The sequence below is a fragment of the Psychrobacter sp. S1-30-MNA-CIBAN-0213 genome, from assembly GCF_040309845.1.
GTDB lineage: Bacteria > Pseudomonadota > Gammaproteobacteria > Pseudomonadales > Moraxellaceae > Psychrobacter.
Genome location: NZ_JBEOPE010000002.1, coordinates 143,795 through 166,999 on the forward strand (window position 1 = coordinate 143,795; position 23,205 = coordinate 166,999).

The following is a 23,205-nucleotide window of genomic DNA, read 5'->3' on the forward strand; positions in this document are numbered from 1 at the left end:
ATCGTGAATTAGACTTAAATGTATATACTTATATTTGTACCAAAAGATTGACGTTGTAATATTTATAATAATAAGAGAGTAAGTACAAGAGATTTAAACCAATTATGTCAATATTATTTTAGAAATTAACACTGTATGATAATCTCCAAAGCAACAGCCTTATTATTTAAAAAGTATAAATAAAATAAATCATCACTATTATTTGCCCGTAAACTAAATAAAGTGTCGTAAACTGTTTCTATATCTGTAAACTCAATATCTATTATTTCTTGTGACGAATTAAGTTCATTTTCAAAGACTTCAAAGTCGTCATAGTCTAAATCTTTGGGCGTAAAATTGCTGTCAACCACAAGTCCTTTGTAATTGAATTTGAAATTATCAGGAAACCCAATAACTTTTGATACAACCGCTTGATCGTCCATTACGTTTACTGCCATATTCCCATATTGAAAGATACTTTCATATTCACTTTCTTCTTGAGCAAGAAAACCTCCACAATCCTCAACAACTGATATTTCTTTTAGCTCATTTTCAAAACTAGATATACTTTTAATACTATCCAAACTAATAATTTCACCTACTTTAACTTCCTTTATAATAGGAGGTTTCTGTTGATTTTGTAATTTGGTGTCTTGAGTTTTTGTATGTTGTTGAATTCTTGCTTCATCACCTTGAGCTTCCTGATAAGGTTTTTCGGTTGGAGTTTTAGCAGTTTGGATATCTGGGTTTTGCGTAGTAGCGTTATTATTACATGCGCTAACTGATATAGTAAAAAAAATTGTAAAAGCGATTCTATATTGCATACTTAACTATCCAAAATTTAATAGATATCAATAGTGACTTCAGTTCATCAGGCTGAAGGAATTTCTGGAAAAAATGGCAAAGGGTCAAACCTGCCTACCAATCCTCTGCCAGGACTCCCTGTAGAAACGTGCCTAACTTCGAAATGTAAATGTGCTCCACTAGCGATAGTGGTCATACCTCTAGCATTACCGCTAGCTCCAGTTTTACCTAGAACTGTACCTGCAGTTACATCTTTATTCTTATATTCAGTATTTATTTGACTAAGATGAGCATAAAAAAACCATACTTTATTTCCTTTAACATTTTTCTTAGCATAAGACTTTTGTGGCTCTGGTAAGGCATTTAATTCACATTCTAATACAAGATATGCTCCAAAGTTTTCTTTACTCTTGTAAGACTCGTTAATAACAGTAACCTTGCCATTAGCAACAGCTTTGATCGGTACTCCTAGAATTGCACGAAAATCTATACCTTGATGGTTTCTTGTACCACCACTTCTTACACGACCATATGTAGCAGCTTTTCTCGAAGATAAACGAGCAGTTCTAACTACACATTTATCTAACGGATTGCACCAAGTTGTATCAGGCTTCTTAGCCTTATAAACATGAGGAATATCATTTCGATCAGCACTTGCTGTAATGACATCTTTCTTAACTTCCTTACCGTCTTCATACACCAGTATGGTTATATCAACACCTACTAGCGAATCATGTGTTCTACCTCTAGTACCATCTTTTCCTGTCACAGAAGTGTTCTTACCATATTTGGTAGACTGAGTAATATATGAAAGCCCCGATAGTGGCTTATTTGTTCCTTCATCAACGAACTTTATGGTGATTTTAGCCTCATCTGAGGCAACCTCAAGCGTCGGCCCTGTTTCTGTCTTTTTTTCAACCTCTGTTACCTTTGGCTTTTCTATTTTGATGACAGGGTCTTGCTCTGTTTGAGGTTTTGGCTTGTCATCTTGTTCACTTGTCTCTGGAGTAGTCGATGCTTCTTGATTTAAGATATCTGGTACATTGCTAATATCTTCTTCGGTGATGTTTGTACCTATTATCATAGTCCATTGTTTGGAGCCATAGGTAACGATTGCGGTTGTCTTAGCTCTACCTTGACCATCGATAACGGTAAGCTTTTGACCAGCAAGGGCTTTGATAGTGCTAATACCTTGGCTGTTTGCTCTTTTTATAGCAGATTGTCTGCCACGATATAGGGTTTTGAACTCGTAATGCGGTATGGGTTGATTGTTGTTGTCGACAAACCTAATGTTAAAGGAGACAACTGGTACTTTGAGTACTTTGGTCTGTCCGTTTAAATTTCCAGTAACGGGAAATGACATGCTGTAGATAGATTGCTTTTTGCCATCGTCGTCATCAAGATAGACGCCGATAGATTGATTAACATCAGCTGTTATACCAGATTCAATACCTGAGCTGTCGGTTTTATGAGGTTTGATATTATTCTTGTACTCAAGATGGTAGATTGTATTTGGTAGTGGTTTGCCTGTGTCGCCTTCGACTAGTTTTATGTTGAAGGTGACTTCGTCAACTATATTACTGCTTTCATTTGGTTGATCTGAACTAGTAGAGTCATCATTATTGATAATATCGTTACTATCAGTACTTTCCTGAGTAGCTTCCAACAGTACTTTCCTGAGTAGCTTCCAATTTTTCATGTTCTGATAGTTTAGATGAATAGTTGTGTTTACCTAGGTATACTACTTCATACCCTTGTACCTGATCTGATTTTTGGACTATAGTTTCAACTAATTTACCATCTATTTTTAACTGAATTTTTGCTTTTGGATGTCTGATTATTATTGGTAAATTACCTTTTTTATCTGTTTTATGCGTAACTACTATTTTAGCTACATTAAATTTACCTTTATACTCAGAGCTGATTTCAACTTCTTTGTTGGGAATACCAACCTTTTTGACATCCACAACCTTTACATATACTTTTCGTTTACAACAAGTTTGAATATCATAATGAGCGAACATATTCATGTATTTTGCTATACTAGTACCGTTAGCATCGGATTCATTTGTTTTACCATTCGTAGTTAAAAAACTTTTAACAGCTCCTGAACCTTTTAAATGTATAGCAGCTATTACGCCTGATTCAGTTACTTCAAAATCTTCATAACCACTTGCTCCTGTAATAGTTACGCCATAGAATTCGTTTAAATTCTTACTCCTTGAGTATCTACATAAGCGATTAATCCATTCATTGATCGCCTTCATCTGGATAGTACCGCTGCTTTTAAAAACATTAAGTGAAGTAGCACCAAATTTACCAGTCCAATAGTTCCCAGTCCCACCCCAGTCTTGAGTTTTTGAATTTTTAGTTCCATCAAAGCGATAACAGCCTACATCCTGTAATGCTTCTTCAGAAAACTGAAACAGTCCCACATAATTCCAAGGGTTCAGTATACTAACAGCTGTTGGGTTATCTACTTTAATGGCTTCTTGGTTATCCCCAGTATATGTATAAGAATAACGTAAATCAGATCCTGACTCCTTTCTAGAAACAGCTCTAATATATCCTACTCTATCAGGAGTATAAGTAACTCCTTGAACTGGTTTTATTAGTGAGCTCATATTATTCTTCCTTCGCTATTGACAACTGCTTTCTACAAGCATCAGGAGCATAGCTATAATCTAGAGGGTCTTGTACATCGATATATTTTTGTAAAAGTAGTTTGGTGCGCATATCGCTCCCAGTTATATTGTCCTTGATGAATGAGCAACCGTTGTAAAGTATACCTGTCATATCATAGCTTTTTGGGTCAAAGATATAAAATACTTGCCCTAAAGCACATTTACTATCGAAGCAAATCTTGTTGAACACATACTTTTTATTAGTATTTATATCTTGTATGTACACTCCTTCTCGTTGTGTTCCCATTGCATAAATTTCCTTGTGAGCCAAGTCGATAGGGCTGACAAGTTTAGAAATCATTTTTTGAAAGGCTTTGTCGTATCTTTTATCATAATTAGGATTACTACCTTCTATCGTTGGTAATTTCTCGTTCACTAGTTCAAATGGATAAGTAGTGAATTTCCCATCGCCATACTCATAATCTACATACCGAAAAGGAACTTCATTGATTGCCAGTTCTTTATTTAGTTTATCGGTATAGCTCATTGAGTCTGGTTCATTAGTTTGGTTGAAAGATTCGTTTACTTCTTCTTTTGAATTAGGAATCATCTTGAGCTGAACAACTGGTATGCTATCTCTATAACTTTGATAATCTTCTTCGTTTGTGGTTTGAGCTACACTGATAAATGGTGTCGTAAAGAGGAATATTGAAAAAAAGCATAGGTTTTTATTTAACAAGTACATAGGTTATCCTGTAAACTTACTCTGTAAGAGGTTTAACAGCCAAAGTCGTCTTCATCATGTGCATGATTATCACCACAATCTTCAGATAGGTCTTCAATAGAGCAATTATCGCACTCTATCTGATCTGATACATCAGTGACCTTAATCTCTCCTTTGTGGTTCACGTTGCCAAGAATCTCTAACTCAACCTTCTCGGCTTTATCCCCAAACACTCTTAATGTCTGACCGTCTTTATCAAGCTTACCTTCAATCTCTGTACCTCTAGTATGATTGATAAGCTTGTAGCTAATACCTTGATCTATTAAGTCTTGAGGAATGAGTTTTTTAAGATTAAAGGCTTTACTAAACAATCCCGAAGTCGGCAAAGCAATTACAGGTGCATTAACCTTACTGCCCATCACCAAACTCTTCTTCACCGCCTGAATCTTAATCACCCCCAGACACACCAGCTTAATCCCACTCTCATCAATGGTCAGTGACGCTCCTGCAGAGGTCTGAAACTTAATGCGCTTAGGACTTGAAATATTTACCTGACCTGACTCACTACCAATCGTCATCGACTGCTGACTGTGCAATTGCAACTCACCACCTTGTGCCTGTATCGCCACAGGTTTGGTATTGGCACTGATATGTAGTCCTGATAAATGAGCTTGACCACCCACACCCGCTAAGGACTCAATACTATCAGCGGTAAGCATATAGTTGCCTGCCACTACATCCGACTGTGTGCTGCCTGATTGCCTTACTATAGTCTTTGCTGTCCATAAGGTATTGCTTGCGGAGGCGAGGATACTGTCTTTACTGACTAGCATCACATCGGGCGCACCGAGGACTTCGGTTTGTAGCGTGTCGTCTATCACTTGCGCTGCTGTTTGAAAGGCCTCTAACGATTGATTAGCGGTCTTCATGGCTTTGGTCGACTGCAGATGCACTTGCTTAGCCTCTGCTAGCGTCTCATTCAGCTCAGCACCGAGTTTTAACTGCCGTTGTCCTGCATCATTCACCCAAGCCGACTCGTGCTCAGACTGTGTGTGCCGGATACCAAAGGTGGAAAGTAGAACCCCTTTGTCTGCTGTTGCTTGCAAACCATGATCACTGGCAAGGTTAATACCCTGTCCGCTGGTTGTCGATTGATGGTTGCTAAAACGATGACGGAGCACGCCTAATTCTAGGATGTGCTCATCAGGAGCAAAGGTCGCTTTGTCTGTTGTCGTTGGGGTTTGCGCATTGGCACGACTAGCGGTGTTGACCGACCACTGCAGGCCACTCTTATTTGGGGTGTCATCAAAAAGAAGTGCAACCTCAGAGTCTGCTGTTAAACCATACTGAGCGATACCAGAGATCCAGCCACTGTGAGTATCATCCTCACAGATTTGCGAGTGACCCAGACCACCACCATGCCATCTTGGCGATGATCCGCCTTGTAGGTTATGTCTGTTGGATAGTCCGGCATCACGGGCAGTGATGTCATTGTCGTCACTATCGCCCATGCCGATACCGTCATAGAGAGCGCGACTAATCACGGGGCTGTCGATATCACCATACCAGTGGTTTAAAAGGACGGATTGTCCAAGCCTTGGGGCAAACTGCCAGCCGTGATTGGCACCCGAGGACAGTTGTAATGAGCGTAGCGGCGGTGTTAGCCCATCGTCATGTGGGCTGATACCTGCCCAGACAGGGGTGGTGATGGTTTGTTGTAGACCGTCATCGGTGACACTAGAGTCGTAACTTGGCGAGGATGAAGTGCTGGTATCGCCGGTACGAGCTTGGGTCAGGCCTGTGTAGGTATGACTGACAAAGGACTGCTGGCTTGGATAGGGACAGTAAGGAATAGCGGAGTCTAATAGCGTGGCGGTTACCCAGATACCAGTGTCTCGAGCGATGTCGTAGCCATGCTCGGGTATGGCGCTAAGTGCTGTTTGCGTTACTTGCTTTGCGCTGCGCGTAAGCCACTGCCTGATAAACACTTGGTTATGATAAGAGACGCTGTCACTATCAGGCTCAATACCGATCATCTGCAGACTGGTACAGTATGTAGATAAATGGCCGATAGAAGGTAGGTTGTTGATGCTAACCCTGCTACCGATGCTTAGGCCACGCATGGCACCTGTGGCGCTATAGTATTCTCTATTGCAACCATTGGCGCGTACCCATTGCTCAGCTAAGCGGGTGGCAGACGCATCGCTATACACCCGAGACGGCGCTCCAAGTAGCACCGCAGTGTCATCAAACGCTAAGGGCGAGTCGTCATCTGCCATGCCTTCATAGATAGTATCAGCGGCGAGTCCATCGGCGCGTACCACCACTGTGCGAGTGCCTAACTGCTTGGCGATCATCTGTAGCTCGTCAACAGAGTCTGTACCAGACTGTACTGAAGACTTCTCGTAGCTATAGTCAAGTGGTGATAATTCATTCTCGTCTAGCGCACTGACTAAAGACCAATAGCCAAGCTCATCTATTGAGTCACCTGATACCCAATAGGTGGTGACCCCAATATCAGCAAGCAAGCCGGTAATAAAGTCATAATCGCTGACATCAGACTGCATACGCATAGCGAGCTGTGTGGTTAGTGGCTCTGATGAGAGTAGTTGCTCTGAGAGCTGCCAGTTAAAGTCGTAATCGCTAAGGATGCTGGTGATGATATCTAGGGTGGATTGATGGGTAAAGCTGCGGGTATGGATGGACTGGGTCAATTGCCAGTCAGGGGTGACGATATCGAGGGTGTAAAAGTGCATGGCCCCATCAGAATGTTGATAACGAATTGCCTGAATGACGCCTGTCCGACAAGTAGGCATCCGATCTGCAGATAGTGTGGTTAAACAGACAGTTGTGCTGATTAAAGATAGACATGCGTCGATATCTAAGAAATCATAACTGAACATTAGTATGTGACTAAAGGAGCTTTGATTGAGGCTACTTGTCCAGAAAAAGGCACTTGGATAAAGGGAGGTAGTTGCTAAAATGTCACTGCCAACGCTGAGTTGGTGTAGACGGGCAGTTTGTGAGGGCATAAAAGGGATTCTCATCATTACGACATTAAAAGCAAAACCGACAGATTACCAACAAAAGTTACTAGACTATCCTATGAGAAAAGTATAGGGTTTATTGAAATATTGTCAAGTATTAGTAACTATTGATACACTTATTAGGACATAAAAGTTTGATTTTAATTTCTATGCTATAGTTTGGTCTTTGTGTTTTCAGTGAAGTAATCGCTAATATTTTTGATGATTTGGAAGATTTAATAAATGAGTATTTACGCACAAAGACTGGCCTCTCAAATTGAATTCATTAAACAATGTGCTTTAATGAAAAAAGCGCCTACTCAAGATTTTGCTAAACACATTGATTTCACTTGTACTGAAGAACAAATAATAGGTTTGCCAGGTATTAGTCTGAACATCACCGACGATACCTCCGATGACGTTTGGCTTCGTTTAGAGCGATTGCGTGAAAACTCAGCACCTAAACCCAACAGCTCACTATTAGCACATTGGTTAACATTTCCAATAAAATTTGGCGATCAGCCTTTATTGCAAGAAAAAATCTATGTACAAAATCTAATAGATGATGGTGTTATCGCTTATGAAGAAGCATTCACACCATTTGATGTTGATGATAGCTATCAAAATGAATTATCAGATATAGAAGAATCATCAGAAATAGAAATTTACCTAAAGGATTTTCCTGAAAGAGAATCTTTACAAGATGAATTTAATGATTATCTCAAAAACATTTGGAAGCCTTGGCTAGTGCAAGAGAAGCTTGTACGCCAAAGTATTGCTCTATATGCAAAGTTATTTAAGCTCAATCAAATTCTACAAGGCAACCTAGCTGATGAATCGCTTGAGCTGGTTTGGGGTGTCGGTGTTGCTGTAAGAAAAAATACTGATAATGGACAGAATAGCGAGCAAATCAAGTATCCATTACTAACACAATCTGTTGAAATCGACTTAGATCAAAAGACAATGGCTCTACTTATAAAGCCTAATCCCTCTCCTTCTACGCTTGATACTGAACCTTTCTCCATGGATGAAAATCAAGGTTTGGCCAATCTATTAAAAGATAGTAAACAATTTTATGAATCAGAGGATGTTTTACTAAATCCGTTTTTGCCAAGTAGCTATGAGCCTATTTTAAAATCAGCAGTGACCTTGCTTGATGCTTCCGGCGTTTATTGGCCTGACCATACCATTGCAGATGAGCGAAAAATACCTAAGGCGCAAAATCACCTTATCGTCACTGATACATGGGTCATTATGGCGCGTCCTAGAAGCAATAATATATTTTTGCAAGATTTAGATAAATTCGCCATTCAGCTTGAAAATAGCGATGACCTTCCTTTACCAAATGCTCTTATAGCAATGTTGACCGAGCCTGCTACAGAAAATAAAGAAATAATACTACCTGCTTATCGTGGTCTATCTATGGTCAGCGGCAGTGAAAATTATACAGGCACGCCAGCTGAGCTATATTTTCCTAAAGCATTCAATGCTGAACAAGTACAAATCGTACAGCAACTAAATGTCCATGACGGCGTTGTCGTTCAAGGCCCTCCTGGTACAGGCAAGACGCATACTATTGCCAACGTTATTTGTCATTATTTAGCGCTGGGTAAACGCGTGTTAGTCACGTCGATGAAAGATCCTGCATTAAAGGTGCTGCAAGAAAAACTGCCTGAATCCATTCGCCCACTAGCGGTTAGTCTACTGACCAGTGAAAACGAAGGTTTAAAACAGTTCGAATATACGATTAAAAAAATATCAAGTGAAGTATCTAGTATCAATCGAGATGCCTACAAAAAAGAAATCGTCATGCTTGATAATCAAATCGATACCATTCATGCGCAACTGGCCAGTACTGACAATAAGATTACGGCTTGGGCGCGGTTAAATCTTGATGATATCGTTATAGATAGCGAAACCATCAAGCCCATAGATGCAGCGACTGAGGTTGCTCAAAACAGGCAGCTTATCGAAAGCTTTCTAGATACATTAGGCATAGAAGAGACATTTAAGCCTAGATTTACTCATGCCGATATGACTGAACTAAGAAAAATAAGAATAAAGCTCGGAAGCGATTTGGATTATCTTGATAAAAAAACACCTGCTGTTGCAGACTTCCCTTCTATCAATACCATAAAACAACTGCACAAGGATTTGAGTTATCTCAATGAGTCGCAGGAGGCTGAAAAGCAAGGAGCGCTACCAAGCTTAGCAAACGAAAACGATAGCACTATCAGCATGGCTCACGATGCTGCTTCTAATACCTCTCGTTTAATTGATCTTCTTCAAAAGATTGTAACGGCTGGGCAGGATTGGACGACTCATATTCAGCAGAGCTTAGCTGATGAGACTAAGCAAGACATCATCGCTCATCTAACTGTACTCAACGATGAGATTAAGTCACTTTTTAATGAGAGAACCATTTATTTAACTAAACCTATCACGATGGCTGATAGTTTTGATAAAAATCCAGAGCTTGTTGACGCGGTCAAAAACTTATCCGAAGGCAAGAAACCATTTGGTATCGCTGGGATTTTTGGTAAGTCTGCTGAGAAGAAGATCCTTGAAGCTATCACGATTGTCTCTTCGCAACCCTCAACTGTAGAAGACTGGCAATATATATCTAGCTATATAGACTTTAGAAAAAAATCTCAGGCGCTAGTTATTCGTTGGAATGCATTATCAAATGACTTGTCTTTACCAATATTCGACGTAGCACCTGATAACTTATCTAATTTGAATTCAGCCGTTCATTTATATGAAGACATTGTCGGTAGCAACAACCTACAACACATTATTAAACAAGCGTTACATGCTATTTTCTTGGGCTGGGATATCATTTCTACTGCACCTTATAATAAAGATGTTTTAGTTGAGATTGAGGGCGTTCTTAAAAAACACTTAAAGAGACATAAATTGGCAGAAAGTCTCACGCTAAAAGAAAATTTACTGAATAAGCTTACTAACTGTAATGGCGTCATTAGTGGACAAATAACGCTCTTTTTAAATCAGAGAATCGGTAATTTGTCGTTGTCAGATGAGGCATTAAGTACGGAGTGGGAAGAGCTACTCAATGAACTACAACGAGTAAATAATCTTGCAACAGACTTACAGACGGTCACTGCCGTCACCCAACTTATCGACGACAGTGGTGCGCCACTTTGGGCAAATCAATTGCGCCATGAGCCTTGTCTTAATTCTCAAGATACGTTGTCATTTGATACGTTGTCACCTGATAAACTGTCATCTGATGACTTGCTGCCTGATAATTGGCAGCAGATTTGGCGTCTTAGCCGATTGATGAGCTTTATAGACAGTATAGATGGTCGCAAAGAGTTGGTTGATTTAACCAAAACTCGTAGCCACTTAGAGTCAGATCTAGCAAGACTCTATCAAGAAGCAATCACCAAAAGAGCATGGCTAAAAGTCGCTGAGAATGCGACGCCAAACGTTAGGGCGTCTTTAGAGAAATACCGCTCTGCCATTATGCGTATTGGTAAAGGGACAGGCAAAGGCGCGCATTATTATCGCCGTGAAGCGCGTGAAGCCTCTGCGGGAGCAAGTGCGGCTATCCCTTGTTGGATTATGCCGCATTATCGTGTTTCTGAATCCTTGCCAGCAGAGTTTGGTAGTTTTGACTTGGTTATCATTGATGAAGCGTCCCAATCTGATTTAACAGCGTTACCAGCCATCATGAGAGCGAAGAAAGTTCTAATCGTTGGTGACGATAAGCAAGTGTCACCAGAAGGCGTTGGTCTCGATATCGAAAAAATTCGTAATTTGATGGCACAGTATCTCAGCAATCAAGTGCCTGTTTACCGCTCACAGATGTCACCTGATCGTTCAATATATGATTTATTCAAAGTCGTTTTTGCCGATAGCAGCGTCATGTTAAAAGAGCACTTTCGTAGTGTTGCGCCTATTATTGAGTTCTCAAAACGTGAATTTTATAATCATGAGCTGATACCGTTACGTAAAGCCAAACCTTCAGAGCGCTTAGATCCACCACTGATTGATGTATACGTTACCGACGGCTATCGCATTGAAGGCTCTAATATCAACCCTTCAGAAGTCAGGTTTATTGTCGATGAAATCAAAACCATCGTTTCTGACCCAGCTTACAAAGGTAAAACCATCGGCGTCGTCTCATTATTAGGCAATAAGCAAGCGCATAGTATTATGGAGATACTTAATAAAGAATTGGATGAGACTCTCATGACCACTTTTGATATTGCCTGCAGTGATGCGAGAACCTTTCAGGGTAAAGAGCGCGATATCATGTTTTTGTCATTGGTAGTGGCACCTGGAGCTGCCCATGCACAAACGAGGGAAACTTTTGCCCAGCGGATGAATGTTGCTGCATCGAGGGCGCGCGATAGAATGTATCTGGTGCGTAGTATTGAGTTGGATGAGCTTAGCCAAGCTGATAATTATCGAGCAGAACTCATCAAATACTTTCAAGCACCATTTATGCAGGATGAAGAACAGGTCGCTGATTTGCGTGATAATTGTGAGTCGCCTTTTGAAACAGAAGTCTTTGACATTCTCATTGAGAGAGGCTATCGAGTTATTCCGCAGGTTAAAGCTGGCGCCTATCGAATTGATATGGTTGTCGAAGGTGAAAACGACAACAGTCTAGCCATTGAGTGCGATGGTGATAGATATCATGGACCTGACAAATGGGACAGCGACATGCAACGTCAGCGTATTCTTGAACGTGCTGGCTGGAAATTCTGGCGCTGCTTTGCTTCCACTTTTGTAACCCGTAAAGATGAAGTCATACAAGACTTATTAGCAGAATTGGAGCGTTTAGAGATTTATCCAATCACTACCGACACAGCATATAGCAGCTCGTATGTTGAACCTAGAGTCGTCACGACTGTTGATGCACTAATCATTGATATCGAAGCTGATGCTTAAGCATATAATGCTTAGTTAAAATATTAAAAATGGTGGCTGTATAACCTTAACGGTCACCACCACACCGGATCATCACTCGCCAGCATCTCTAAGGACTTCCTAGAGCTTTTAACATCTACTTCATCGGCAGACAATTCTGCGATAAACCTTGAAGGCTTATCAAAATACCCTGAATAGCTAGCAAAGTAATCAGGCGCAGTCAGATACAATCTGGTCTTGGCACGGCTACAGGCAACATAGAATAATTTTCGCTCCTCTTCTAATTCCTCAAAGTCATCTAAAGAGCGATGATGCGGCGTGATACCATCGACTAATGAATTGACAAACACCACTGGCCATTCTAGTCCTTTAGCACTATGAATGGTCGAAATCGTCACTTTATCTTTGTCATCCTCTTCTGGCTGACTGGTCGTCGCCACTGAGTCATTGGGTGGATCGAGCGCCAGATTTTCTAAGAAATTATCAAGGCTGCTGTACTCTGTTGCTAAGTTTTTAAGCACACGAAAGTCTTCATTGCGCTCACGCCAGTTCTCTTCAATCGTTTTTAAGACAGGAATATAAAACTCTAAAATACGCTCAATAATAGTCTCGACTGATTCTTCCTGACTTGCCTTAGTCAGAGTATGATACAAAAGCTCAAGTTGCTCACTTTTTTTGGCAAACTTTGCCGTCAGCAATGGCTCAAAAGAATTATTATCAGCATTAATTGCTTGAGTCAAACGCGTCGCAGTGACTGCCCCAACTCCTTGGAACAAGGTCAAAATTCGGTGCCATGCAATCGTATCATTGGGGTTATAAAGAATTTTAATAAAGGCCAACACATCCTTGATATGACGGCGCTCAACGAACTTAATTCCGCCTACCACGATAAATGGAATATGACGCTCCATAAATTCTAACTGTACATAATTGGACTGAAAAGACGTACGGCACAGTACCGCAAAATCATTGTAATCCTGATCTGGCTTTAACTCGATAATCTTATCGGCAATAAACTTAGCTTCTTTCGTTTCATCACTCAGGCGGCTAAATATCGGCTTTTCGCCCGTTATAGTAGCGTTTGAATAGAGCTGTTTTTGATACCCCAAGGTGATTTGTGCGGACAAGGCATTGATATAATTTAAAACAGCAGGCGTACTGCGATAGTTTTGCTCCAGCTTAATGAGACTCGCCTCAGGATAGGTCTCACCGAACAGTAGAATATTTTCGTAGTTTGCGCCGCGAAAAGCATAAATACTTTGATTGTCATCACCGACCACCATCAGTGATACCGATTTAGGCTCACAAATCAAATCTATCAGCTGCTTTTGCGGGATATTGGTGTCTTGATATTCATCAACCATGATGTAGCGATATTGATTTTGTAGCATTTGGCGAAAGGTATCGTTGGTCTTTAAATGGCGTACTACTTGGCTAATAATATCGTCAAAGTCGTAAAGATGATTGGCGCGCTTATACTCATGAAAATCGACTGCTAATTGCTCGATAATGGGAATATGTACGGCGATATCAGGATAATTACTTTCGATTAAGTCGCGAATATGAATGCGTCTATTTCTAGAAGTAGAGATGATATTTTGTAAGGTTTTTTTACGCGGAAAGGCTTGGCTTTTGGTTTGCGCAGGATACTTTTTTTCTTTATGAATTAAATCGATCGCATCCTCGCTATCGCCTGTATCCAAGATAGTAAATCGTGGGTTGATACCGAGCAGCCCTGAATACTGACGCAATAGCATATTGCAGAATGAGTGAAAGGTTCCACTGGTGATATCATTTAACGCTTTACTAGTTGGTAGTATATCTTCTGATAATTCATCATCAGACAAAGTATTATTTAACAGCGTCTTAGCGCGACTCTTAATCTCATTCGCCGCTTTACGAGTAAAGGTTAGTAGCAAAATGCTTTTGGGTGTCACCCCATTTTCTAACAAATAGCTGGTGCGATAAGTCAACGTTTTGGTCTTACCAGAGCCAGCACCTGCGATGACCAATACCTTGCCATCGATAGTAGTGGCTGCTAACAATTGGTCAGGATTTAGCTCACTGGCATAGTCTACCTTTAGCCCTAAATCACTATTCAATCTTTGCTTCAGCAGCGCAGCATTTGCAGCATCATCGGCGTCGATTAGGTTAGCCTCGAGCTTTTTTATCGCCTTTTCAAGACGCGTAAGCTTAGGCTTAATCTCCATAAAGTTCTGCGGATAGTTATAGCTTTGCGTGTCAAAAATCGTGGTAGTCATTGCAGGATATTGCCTTTAATTTTGGGTAAAAACTGTCTATTTAAAATTATTGAATTAAAAATGGTACTTCGTTGATGGGTTATATATTAAGTCACTTTTAATGACCTATAAAAAAAACCTGTCACTATTTTTCATAAGGCTTTGCAACGATATGAAAAGTAGTGACAGGTTATAGATATGCAATAGGCTTTGAGCTCCTATTACTCAGCTTAGACTAAATGACACCTAAGTTAAGCAATATTTAACGACCTAAGACTGCACGCGGATCGATAGGATTACCATTCAAGCGCACTTGGAATTGCAGTGCTACTTGGTTGGTCTGGCCGCTGCTACCCATACTGGCAATACGTTGACCGAGCTGTACTGCTTCGCCTTCTTTGACGAGTAGCTGGCTGTTGTGCGCATAAGCGGTAATGTAATTGCCACTATGACGAATCATAATAAGATTGCCATATTCTGTTAGCCCATCGCCAGAATACAGTACCGTTCCACTTTGGCTAGCAAGTACTGGATCACCTTCTTTACCAGCAAACCACATGCCCATGTTGCCAGATGAGGCATCAAAATTGCGGATTACTTGGTTACGGCTAGGATACTCGTACCCTGCTGTCGAGTTAGCAGTTACCTCATAAGCAGGAGTTGAGCCAGTCGTAGGCGGTGGTGTGTACTGCGGCTGCGGAGTCGATGGTGTAGCAGCAACGTTATAGTTGTTGTTACTAGTAGGACGTACAGGCGCGCTTTGCTCACCGTGCCAAAGCTTGAGCCATTGACCACTATAGATAGTATATTTACTATCGAGACCGTTAAGTGCACCGATTTGACGATAATTTAAGCGATAACGTGAAGCAATTTGACTGACAGTATCGCCACGTCTGACAAGATGATAGTTAGGTACACCTTGGCTATTGGTGATGATTTTAGGACCTGATTGTGCAGAATTTTGATAAGTAGGCTTAGTCGCACAGCCTGTCATCGCAACCGCTAGAGTTCCGACTAAAGCAGCAGTCGCTAGCTGCGACCCAGAAATAAGCTTTTTCATACAAGGTTTCCTATTCTTTATATTACTCACGATTATCGTGTTGTTATCTTTACAGTTTATAGAGTTATACCGCCGCTATTATAACCATAATATGGCTCTATTTATAGAATTTGACTCTATTTATAAAAACAGTACTTCTAATATTAAATATCAATATATGAGCGCCTTACAAGGCTAAGGTCGAGAGTCGATCAAGCGCATAAGTCGGCGTATGATGCAGACGAACAGGTGATAAGCTAATGTAGCCTGCTGCGACGGCTTGAGCATCAGTATAGACAACTACGCTATCGTTATTATCTGTTATCGATTGATTTTTAAGCTCAAGGCTGTTTATACCTAGAGGCTTATATCCATTTATAGAATCAACATTAAACGTATCGATAGAAGCGCCGCTATACTCTTCGGTTTGCGGATTTTGGCAGTTTTTTAAACACAACCAATAGGCATCACGGCCACGTGGATCCACTATCTGATGTACAGGGTTTGCCAGTAGACTATGTTCTAGAGTCGTGACCTTACGTCCCTTAATAGCCTCAACCGTGTCTACATTAGGAATATTGACGTTTAGTACATGATAGGGCAAACGCGTGATTTCTTCCAATATAGGGGTTTCAGTCAATAGTTTAACGATTTCTTCTGCTGCCATTTGATAATGACTGATTTTATCCTCTCCGTTACCCTTGATTTTACCGCCTACTAACGAGGTTGCAATCGCTGGTACGCCAAAGAGTTGGGCAGTCAACGCCGCACCAAAAGTACCTGAAAAAAATACCTTTTGCCCTAAATTGTCTCCAGAATTAATACCTGTAATCACACAGTCAAACTGAACATCTGAATAAAGCTGATGTAACGCAAGATAAACACAATCTGCAGGTGAGCCATTAACGGCAATAAACCCTGATGGCAGCTCGTGGGTATATAATGGCTGTGAGATATGGAGCGAGCTTGCGCTACCGCTCTCTTCTGCATTTGGTGCAACGACCATTACCTCTCCTACTTTAGAGAGTGCTTGATATAACGCTAATAATCCTGGCGCATGTATCCCATCATCATTACTAATTAAAAACTTCATATCAGCTCAATATAATCATATCTTATTTTCTAGCTGCTTATTATTTTCTAGCCGCTTACTCGCTTACTATAGTTTCATTGCTACTGTTCATATGACTTATCAATATAGACAGCACAATGTAGCAATGCTTTGATGTAAAAGATAGTTTTGGTGAGCTAAAGCGCAGCAGATAAATATAGATATAAAAAAGTAAAAAATAAAAACGTCGTATAAATACAATGTCATTTGAAATACAGTTATCAGCGTAATAATAGTTATATTTAATGAATACCTATTCATAGATAAGTAAGTCAATAGCTAGTTTATGTGTATAGAATCACTTGATATATAGAATCACTATATAACCTTGAAAGCGATTATAACTTAATAGTGGACATTCATAAACTAACGCTTAACTTCTTACCTTAAAGTCAAGTATAATCAATCAGTTGCAATTGCACCTACAAATGCTTGATGACTCCTTTAACATTACAAAATCCACCTTTGTGGATGTATATACTGATACTGATTGGTCACCATTTAGCTTATTTTTTCGTTACAATAGGCAACAACGAACAACAATAGACAATTATCTATTAAGGCTAATGTAACTTATGGGCAGATACTACTGATATGTTGCTACGAATCGCCATCAGGTCACAAGACATCTACACATAAGCCAATATTTTATGTGACTTTTATTTTTTTTCCGATTACCATAACACCATTAAATAACGCAAAGCGAGTGTGATACCGAATGAAGAATCAATCGATATTAGCTATGATTTCTATAACGACAAAAACAGTTTCGAAAATAGCCTCAAAAGTTGGCCTTGTTGGATTGATAGCCTCTGTTGCCATGTTAGCACAAACGTCTAATGCAGCTAATGGTAATGTCTCTACCATTCCTCTTGATATGTCTGGTGTTAGTATTACTAAACATGAGATTGCTGTTATGCAGGTACTGTCTGAGATTTGCCCACCGATGCTAAACAAAAGACAAAAACAACGGTTTTACAAGTCTTATAATACACAGCTACATGAACTTATGCCTTCTTTAGAAGACCCTAAAGCGGCTATACAGTATTTGTCAACGCAGCAAGATTATCGTCAAATTCTACAAAGCATTCGTAGTTGGACTCTTGGATTCTCTAAACAAGACAACAAAGCGCTTTGTGAAGACTTAGCGAACGCAGAGTACTAATGACTGGCATACTGCCAACCTAGTAAAAACAAGTTTTAATGGTAATTTAGCTATAAGTAAGCTACTAATAAAACAATTATAAGAGCTTTTTTATACATAATAACTCACTGCATAATCGCTTTAACCCAAACTGAGCTTGCTACCCCTCACTCTGAAAGCTAAGAGTAAAGGGTAGCAAGCTTTTTTGTATTAAACCTTTATAAGACATTTGTACAAGTTTAAAACCTCTATATAACCTGCGTATAGTAAAGCCATCACTATCCTAAATAGTTTCTCGCATCTTTTAACAAATTAAATCTAAATGATAGTCATCATAGCTGTTGCTGTAGACTGTTTTTTAGACTATTCTTGCCCACATTGTCGACGTCTTATTTTATCGTATTTATTGTTTCCCCATCGGGTAGCATTTTGCTAAGATAAGGCCTTAATTTTATGTCCACCGTCAGCTTCAAATGCTTGTATCAGTATAGTTGGCGGTAGACGCATTGGGTTTCATGATGTGGTGTAACAATCTATGACAGTAAAGCTTGTAAAACAACAGCTCGTACAGCTGGTAGTTGGTGTTAGCTTATCTTTAAGTGCAGTAATGGCAAATGCCGCCATTCAACCACCGGAGATGGATAATACCGCCTATGTATTGATGGACTATAATACTGGTGAAATACTAGCGCAAAAAAACGCTAACCAGCCTCTACCACCAGCCTCATTAACCAAAATGATGACCAGTTATATCATCGAGCAGCGTTTAAGCTCAGGCGACTTGACCGAAGATGAGCAAGTACTGATGAGCAAAAACGCGTGGTGTCGCGGTAGCAGTAGCCAGTCTTGTATGTATGTGCCAGTGAACAAAACCGCCAGTGTTATCGATATGCTACGCGGTATTATCATTCAGTCAGGTAATGACGCATCAAAAGCAATGGCTGAGCATATTGCAGGTAGCGAAGCGTCATTTGCAATATTAATGAATGAACAAGCCAAAAAGCTTGGAATGGATAATACGCACTTTGTGAATGCAACGGGCATGCCTGATGAAGGTCACCAAGCATCAGCACTTGATTTGGCAAAGCTTGCGCGCGCTATCATTAAAAATAGCGGTGAGTACTATGATATCTATGCTGAAAAAGAGTTTACCTACAATGGTATCACTCAAGGCAATCGTAATGCTTTACTTGCCACCGATCCTACCGTAGATGGTTTAAAAACGGGTCATACTGATGCAGCAGGCTACTGTCTGGTTGCCTCAAGTAACCGTGATGATATGCGTCTGATTTCTGTCATTATGGGTACAGAAAGCCAGCAAGCGCGTGCTGATCAGTCGCGAGAGCTGCTTAACTGGGGTTTTGGACACTTTACTACCGTGACTAAAGCACCGTCTGGTCAGTTTGTTAGCAAGCTACCAGTATGGTTTGGAGAGGCAGATGAGGTAGAGTTGGCAACAGGCGATACTCTACAAATTCTAACCAGCAAAACTCAAAAAAACAAAATCACTACTGTTGTTGATATCCCTGACAGCATAGAAGCACCTATTAAAAAGGGTCAACAAATCGGTAAAATGTTGGCAGTAATTGATGGTAAAGCAGTAGCTTCAGTGCCTATCGTAGCGACCAATGATGTCGAACAATCAGGCTTTATGAGCCGGATGTGGCAGCATGTGGTACGCTGGGCACAGAACTTGTTCTAAGTTTATTAGAATAATGGCCAGTCAATTATTTTTGATAAGCTTATAAACATAAAAAAGACGCTTCTAATCAAGCGTCTTTTCTTATTCTAGATATAAAGCTTGTTACTGCAAAACTTGATAGTTAATAGTTAATAGTTAATAACTAGGCTAACCATTTTTTCAATAAAATAGTTAATACTTTAGGATCTTGTACCGTACTATGACAGTAATCTACCCCTGCGGCTTTTAAATCGTATTCAAAACTTTCTACATAACGCTCTTTATGTGGCGGATACCAATAAATTAATAGTGAGCGACAAGTAGTTTCCCGTTCACGAATACACTTGGCTAATTGAGCGACCTGTTCGGGTAATACCTCTTCTGCAAACATGATCGTATTTACTTTTGCTTTCAAAATGTAATCCATCATTGATTGTCCGTTACGCTGGGATTTGACGTTAGCCCCAAGCTGCTTCAATGTCTGTACCATAAAGCCCTTTTCATCGTGATGGTAGTAAACAATATCCATTCCTTTTAAGAGATTCTGGTGTTGAGTCTGACTTCTATAACGCAGGGGCATGGTAACAATGAACTTACTACCTGTACCGAGCTCACTATCAACTTCAATTTCTGCACCAAGTAGTTGGATAATTTGCTTGATAACTGACAGCCCTATTCCTACCCCTTCATGCTCACGAGTATCTGACGAATCAACTTGGAAAAATGGAGTAAAAATATCTTCTAAGTAGGTTTTATCAATACCAATACCTGTATCAATAACTTTAATTTGCCAGCGAATACTCTCATTAAAATGTGTCAGCTGAGAATCAATAACAACTTGGCCTGTATAAGTAAATTTAATCGCATTGTCTATCAAAGTGGTTAAGATTTGCTGAATCTTAGTCACGTCCCCTTCAAGGGTATATTCTACGTGATGAATACGGCTAATTAACTCTAGATCTTTTTGTCTAGCTGTGGGCTCGAATTTTTCTATCAAGTCGGCAATCATTTGTAATGGATTAAATTCACTTAAACTGACGATCATCTGGCCTTTTTCTATCCTATTTAGCTGAATAATCTGTTCAAGCGTTAATTCTAAATGATGACTTCCTTTATGAATGATGGCTAAGGTGTCTTTTTGTTCATCGTTGAGATATTGATTATCCAATAACTGTAAACCACCTGTAATAGCATTCAGTGACGTCTTTAGCTCATGAGTAATCATGTTTTGAAAATTGGAGCGCTGCATATCAAGAGACAAATCCTTGTTATGTAACTGCTGCTCAAAATCTGCAAGGTCGCGGTAGTCTTGCTGTGCGGCTCTTAGTCGATCAAATAAAATAATAAAGGCTTTTTTTATGCGTATCAGCTCTTCAAATCCAAAACGCTGTTGAATAGTTGGTAGTTGTTCAAGCTCAGGGTTGTTGGCTGCCGTTTCGCATACTTTTGCCAGCTCAATAATATCTTTGGTCGGCCAATTAAGTTTACGCAAGACAAACCAAACAATAGAGATAGCCAGAACAATGGTCGCAAACCACGATAACAGATTAATGCGTATCCAGTACCAACGCAGCTTATTGATATCTAAGGTAATATTGATATAGCCAACTAAGGTATTACGAGCTGCCAGTTGAGTCGTTGACATAGTCGTATCTTCAGCTTCAACAGATAATATACTAGGAAGTTGTTGACTAGAGTTAGCACGCTGAATACTATTGCCACTAAGGTAGCGACTGGTAACGGGATAGTTAAAGCTGACCGTATCAGCAATCAAGGCGTTATACCAATTGTTGCTCACGCTATCGATATCATCTTGACCCAAGGAATCAAGAGGATCATCAGTCGAATAAAATAAAATACTTTGTAGGGTCGGGTCACTATCTAACAATGTACTTACTTGTCTGGCAACAAGATTAGCACCATCAGGGATTGAAGCACTATTTGCAAGCATCTCACCCAATTGCTGAACATGGAGACGTTTTTGTTGATAGCTATAAACAAAGGCATAGACGAAAGACAATAAGAAGCCTGCCAAAACTGCCACAATAATAGCTTGCAATACGGAACGACGTATAATCGTGGGTATGTTTGTAGGAAGACTTGTACTCATGTTAATCAATCAACTCATGGCGGCTATTACTTATAGTACCTCATAAGTGTATGGATCGTTTGTTTTAGGATGCGTGGTAAGGATAGAAAGTACTTATACTAGTACCATCTTCTCAATTTATTTGGCCTAAAGACCTCTATTGCAGAGGTCTCTAAACATATTTCTTATCGTTTTTTATCAGTGCTTTTATTATTCTTTGAATACTTTTGCTTGCGATTACGCTGGCGCTGAAGCAATTGTTGTGCTTTAGCCTTGGTTGGCGTATCACTCTTATTAGCATATGGATTTTCGTTGAGCTTAAAGACCACGTTAAGCGGTGTACCTTCAAGTTTAAACACTTCACGGAATTGGTTTTCGAGGTAGCGCTGATAACTCTTAGGTAATGAGCCAGTTTGATTACCATGAATAACAATTACCGGTGGATTATGGCCACCAATATGAGCATAACGCAGTTTAATACGGCGGCCTGCAACGGTTGGTGGCGGGTTCGCAGTAACAGCATCTTCTAAAATCTGCGTCAAACGATTGGTAGACACTTCAAACATAGAAGACTGATAAGCACGTAAAATGGATGGATAAAGATTACCCACACCCGTACCATGCAATGCTGATATCAAATGCACTTTTACATACGGTATGAAATTAAAACGACGATCCATCTCAATTTTTATATAGTCTCTTTGATCATGAGTTAAACCATCCCACTTATTAATGGCGACTACTAATGCTCGGCCTGCATCAAGTGCATAACCAATCATATGCAGATCTTGATCCACGATACCTTCTTGCGCATCGATAACGATGACAGTAACGTTAGAGTCTTCGATAGCTTGTAAGGTTTTAATAACAGAGAATTTTTCTACTTTTTCATCAATACGGCCACGGCGACGTACACCAGCAGTATCAATCAATACGTAGTTTTTACCATCGCGCTTATAAGGAATATAGATACTATCTCGCGTGGTACCAGGCATATCGAACACAACGACCCGATCCTCACCTAATAGACGATTCACAAGCGTAGATTTACCTACATTTGGACGACCAATAATAGCGAGCTTTAGACCATCTGGCTCTCCAGCATCTACGTCTTCAGGCATATCAGCAGTAATTACTTCTAAAAGATTGCCGACACCGCGACCATGGCTGGCAGCCATTGGATAAGGTTCACCCAATCCTAGTGCATAAAATTCTGCAGGCGCAGCATCATGAGCGCCATCGACTTTATTGGCGACAACATATACAGGCTTGCCTAAGCTATGCAAGAACTTACCGATTTCTGCATCGGCACCAATCATGCCTACGCGCGCATCAACTACAAAGACAATAATGTCAGCTTCATGGATCGCGGTATGTGACTGCTCAGACATATAGTCATCAATATCACCTCTTCCATCGTCTGCTTCACCGATACCACCAGTGTCCACAACGATAAATGACTTGCCTTCATAGGCAGCATCACCATACTGGCGATCACGAGTCAGACCTGATAGGTCGGCAACCAAAGCCTGACGACTCTTGGTAAATTGGTTAAATAAAGTAGATTTACCTACATTGGGACGGCCAATTAGGGCGACCACGGGCTTGATACTCATGCGTTACTCTCAATGACGGACAATAATGACAACAAATACGTGTCATATTACCGCAAACTTAAATGAATGATAAAGATAAAAAATAATAATAAGGGATAACAGTCTGTGATTGGATAGATAATGCATTAATCGTATGAGACAGTCCGCTAGTTATAAATAACTGCACCTATATAAGGGCGCATAGATTACGCGAAACGTACTGTCTATACAAGGCATTAAACGCTGACAA

General features: G+C 40.2%; 13 protein-coding genes. 3 read left to right on the forward strand and 10 right to left on the reverse strand.

Annotated elements, in window-relative coordinates:
• Window positions 1–125 precede the first annotated feature (125 nt).
• The 5 genes from AAEY87_RS02435 to AAEY87_RS02455 are packed head-to-tail and all read right to left on the reverse strand — an operon-like array spanning window position 126 to window position 7,163.
• Window positions 126–803, reverse strand: coding sequence for a hypothetical protein (locus tag AAEY87_RS02435; RefSeq protein WP_350655800.1), 678 nt, complete (start codon window positions 801–803; stop codon window positions 126–128).
• Window positions 804–850: 47 nt separating this feature from the next.
• A complete protein-coding gene (locus tag AAEY87_RS02440) occupies window positions 851–2,449 on the reverse strand; it encodes a M23 family metallopeptidase (RefSeq protein ID WP_350655801.1) in 1,599 nt (532 codons plus the stop codon).
• On the reverse strand, window positions 2,424–3,407 hold the full coding sequence (locus tag AAEY87_RS02445; RefSeq protein WP_350655802.1) for a hypothetical protein: 984 nt from the start codon (window positions 3,405–3,407) through the stop codon (window positions 2,424–2,426). The genes AAEY87_RS02440 and AAEY87_RS02445 overlap by 26 nt, the downstream gene beginning before the upstream one ends.
• A 1-nt stretch (window position 3,408) precedes the next feature.
• On the reverse strand, window positions 3,409–4,152 hold the full coding sequence (locus AAEY87_RS02450) for a hypothetical protein (RefSeq protein WP_350655803.1): 744 nt from the start codon (window positions 4,150–4,152) through the stop codon (window positions 3,409–3,411).
• A 32-nt stretch (window positions 4,153–4,184) separates the two neighbouring features.
• A complete protein-coding gene (locus AAEY87_RS02455; RefSeq protein WP_350655804.1) occupies window positions 4,185–7,163 on the reverse strand; it encodes a contractile injection system protein, VgrG/Pvc8 family in 2,979 nt (992 codons plus the stop codon).
• Window positions 7,164–7,400: 237 nt separating this feature from the next.
• Here AAEY87_RS02455 and AAEY87_RS02460 point away from each other — a divergent pair, with 237 nt between their 5' ends.
• On the forward strand, window positions 7,401–12,077 hold the full coding sequence (locus AAEY87_RS02460) for a PDDEXK-like endonuclease domain-containing protein (protein ID WP_350655805.1): 4,677 nt from the start codon (window positions 7,401–7,403) through the stop codon (window positions 12,075–12,077).
• A gap of 53 nt (window positions 12,078–12,130) precedes the next feature.
• On the opposite strand, the gene AAEY87_RS02465 is transcribed toward AAEY87_RS02460, so the two are convergent.
• From AAEY87_RS02465 to surE, 3 genes are all read right to left on the reverse strand, one after another.
• A complete protein-coding gene (locus AAEY87_RS02465; protein WP_350655806.1) occupies window positions 12,131–14,317 on the reverse strand; it encodes an ATP-dependent helicase in 2,187 nt (728 codons plus the stop codon).
• Window positions 14,318–14,558: 241 nt separating this feature from the next.
• Window positions 14,559–15,356: a LysM peptidoglycan-binding domain-containing M23 family metallopeptidase gene (locus tag AAEY87_RS02470; protein WP_350655808.1), complete on the reverse strand. Its 798-nt coding sequence runs from the start codon at window positions 15,354–15,356 to the stop codon at window positions 14,559–14,561.
• 166 nt (window positions 15,357–15,522) lie between these two features.
• Entirely contained in the window at window positions 15,523–16,428 is a 906-nt protein-coding gene (surE, locus tag AAEY87_RS02475) for a 5'/3'-nucleotidase SurE (RefSeq protein WP_350655809.1), read from the reverse strand.
• Between the two features lie 838 nt (window positions 16,429–17,266).
• Here surE and AAEY87_RS02480 point away from each other — a divergent pair.
• Together AAEY87_RS02480 and AAEY87_RS02485 are read left to right on the forward strand one after the other, a co-directional pair.
• Window positions 17,267–17,611 (forward strand): MCR_0457 family protein, encoded by a 345-nt coding sequence (locus tag AAEY87_RS02480; RefSeq protein ID WP_227514120.1) that lies wholly within the window; start codon window positions 17,267–17,269, stop codon window positions 17,609–17,611.
• A gap of 514 nt (window positions 17,612–18,125) precedes the next feature.
• Complete coding sequence (locus AAEY87_RS02485) at window positions 18,126–19,292, forward strand: D-alanyl-D-alanine carboxypeptidase family protein (protein WP_068035003.1); 1,167 nt, start codon at window positions 18,126–18,128, stop codon at window positions 19,290–19,292.
• Between the two features lie 142 nt (window positions 19,293–19,434).
• On the opposite strand, the gene AAEY87_RS02490 is transcribed toward AAEY87_RS02485, so the two are convergent.
• Both AAEY87_RS02490 and der read right to left on the reverse strand, forming a co-directional pair.
• Window positions 19,435–21,381: a sensor histidine kinase gene (locus AAEY87_RS02490; protein WP_350655810.1), complete on the reverse strand. Its 1,947-nt coding sequence runs from the start codon at window positions 21,379–21,381 to the stop codon at window positions 19,435–19,437.
• Window positions 21,382–21,545: 164 nt separating this feature from the next.
• Complete coding sequence (der, locus tag AAEY87_RS02495; protein WP_068326750.1) at window positions 21,546–22,976, reverse strand: ribosome biogenesis GTPase Der; 1,431 nt, start codon at window positions 22,974–22,976, stop codon at window positions 21,546–21,548.
• Between the last annotated feature and the right edge of the window lie 229 nt (window positions 22,977–23,205).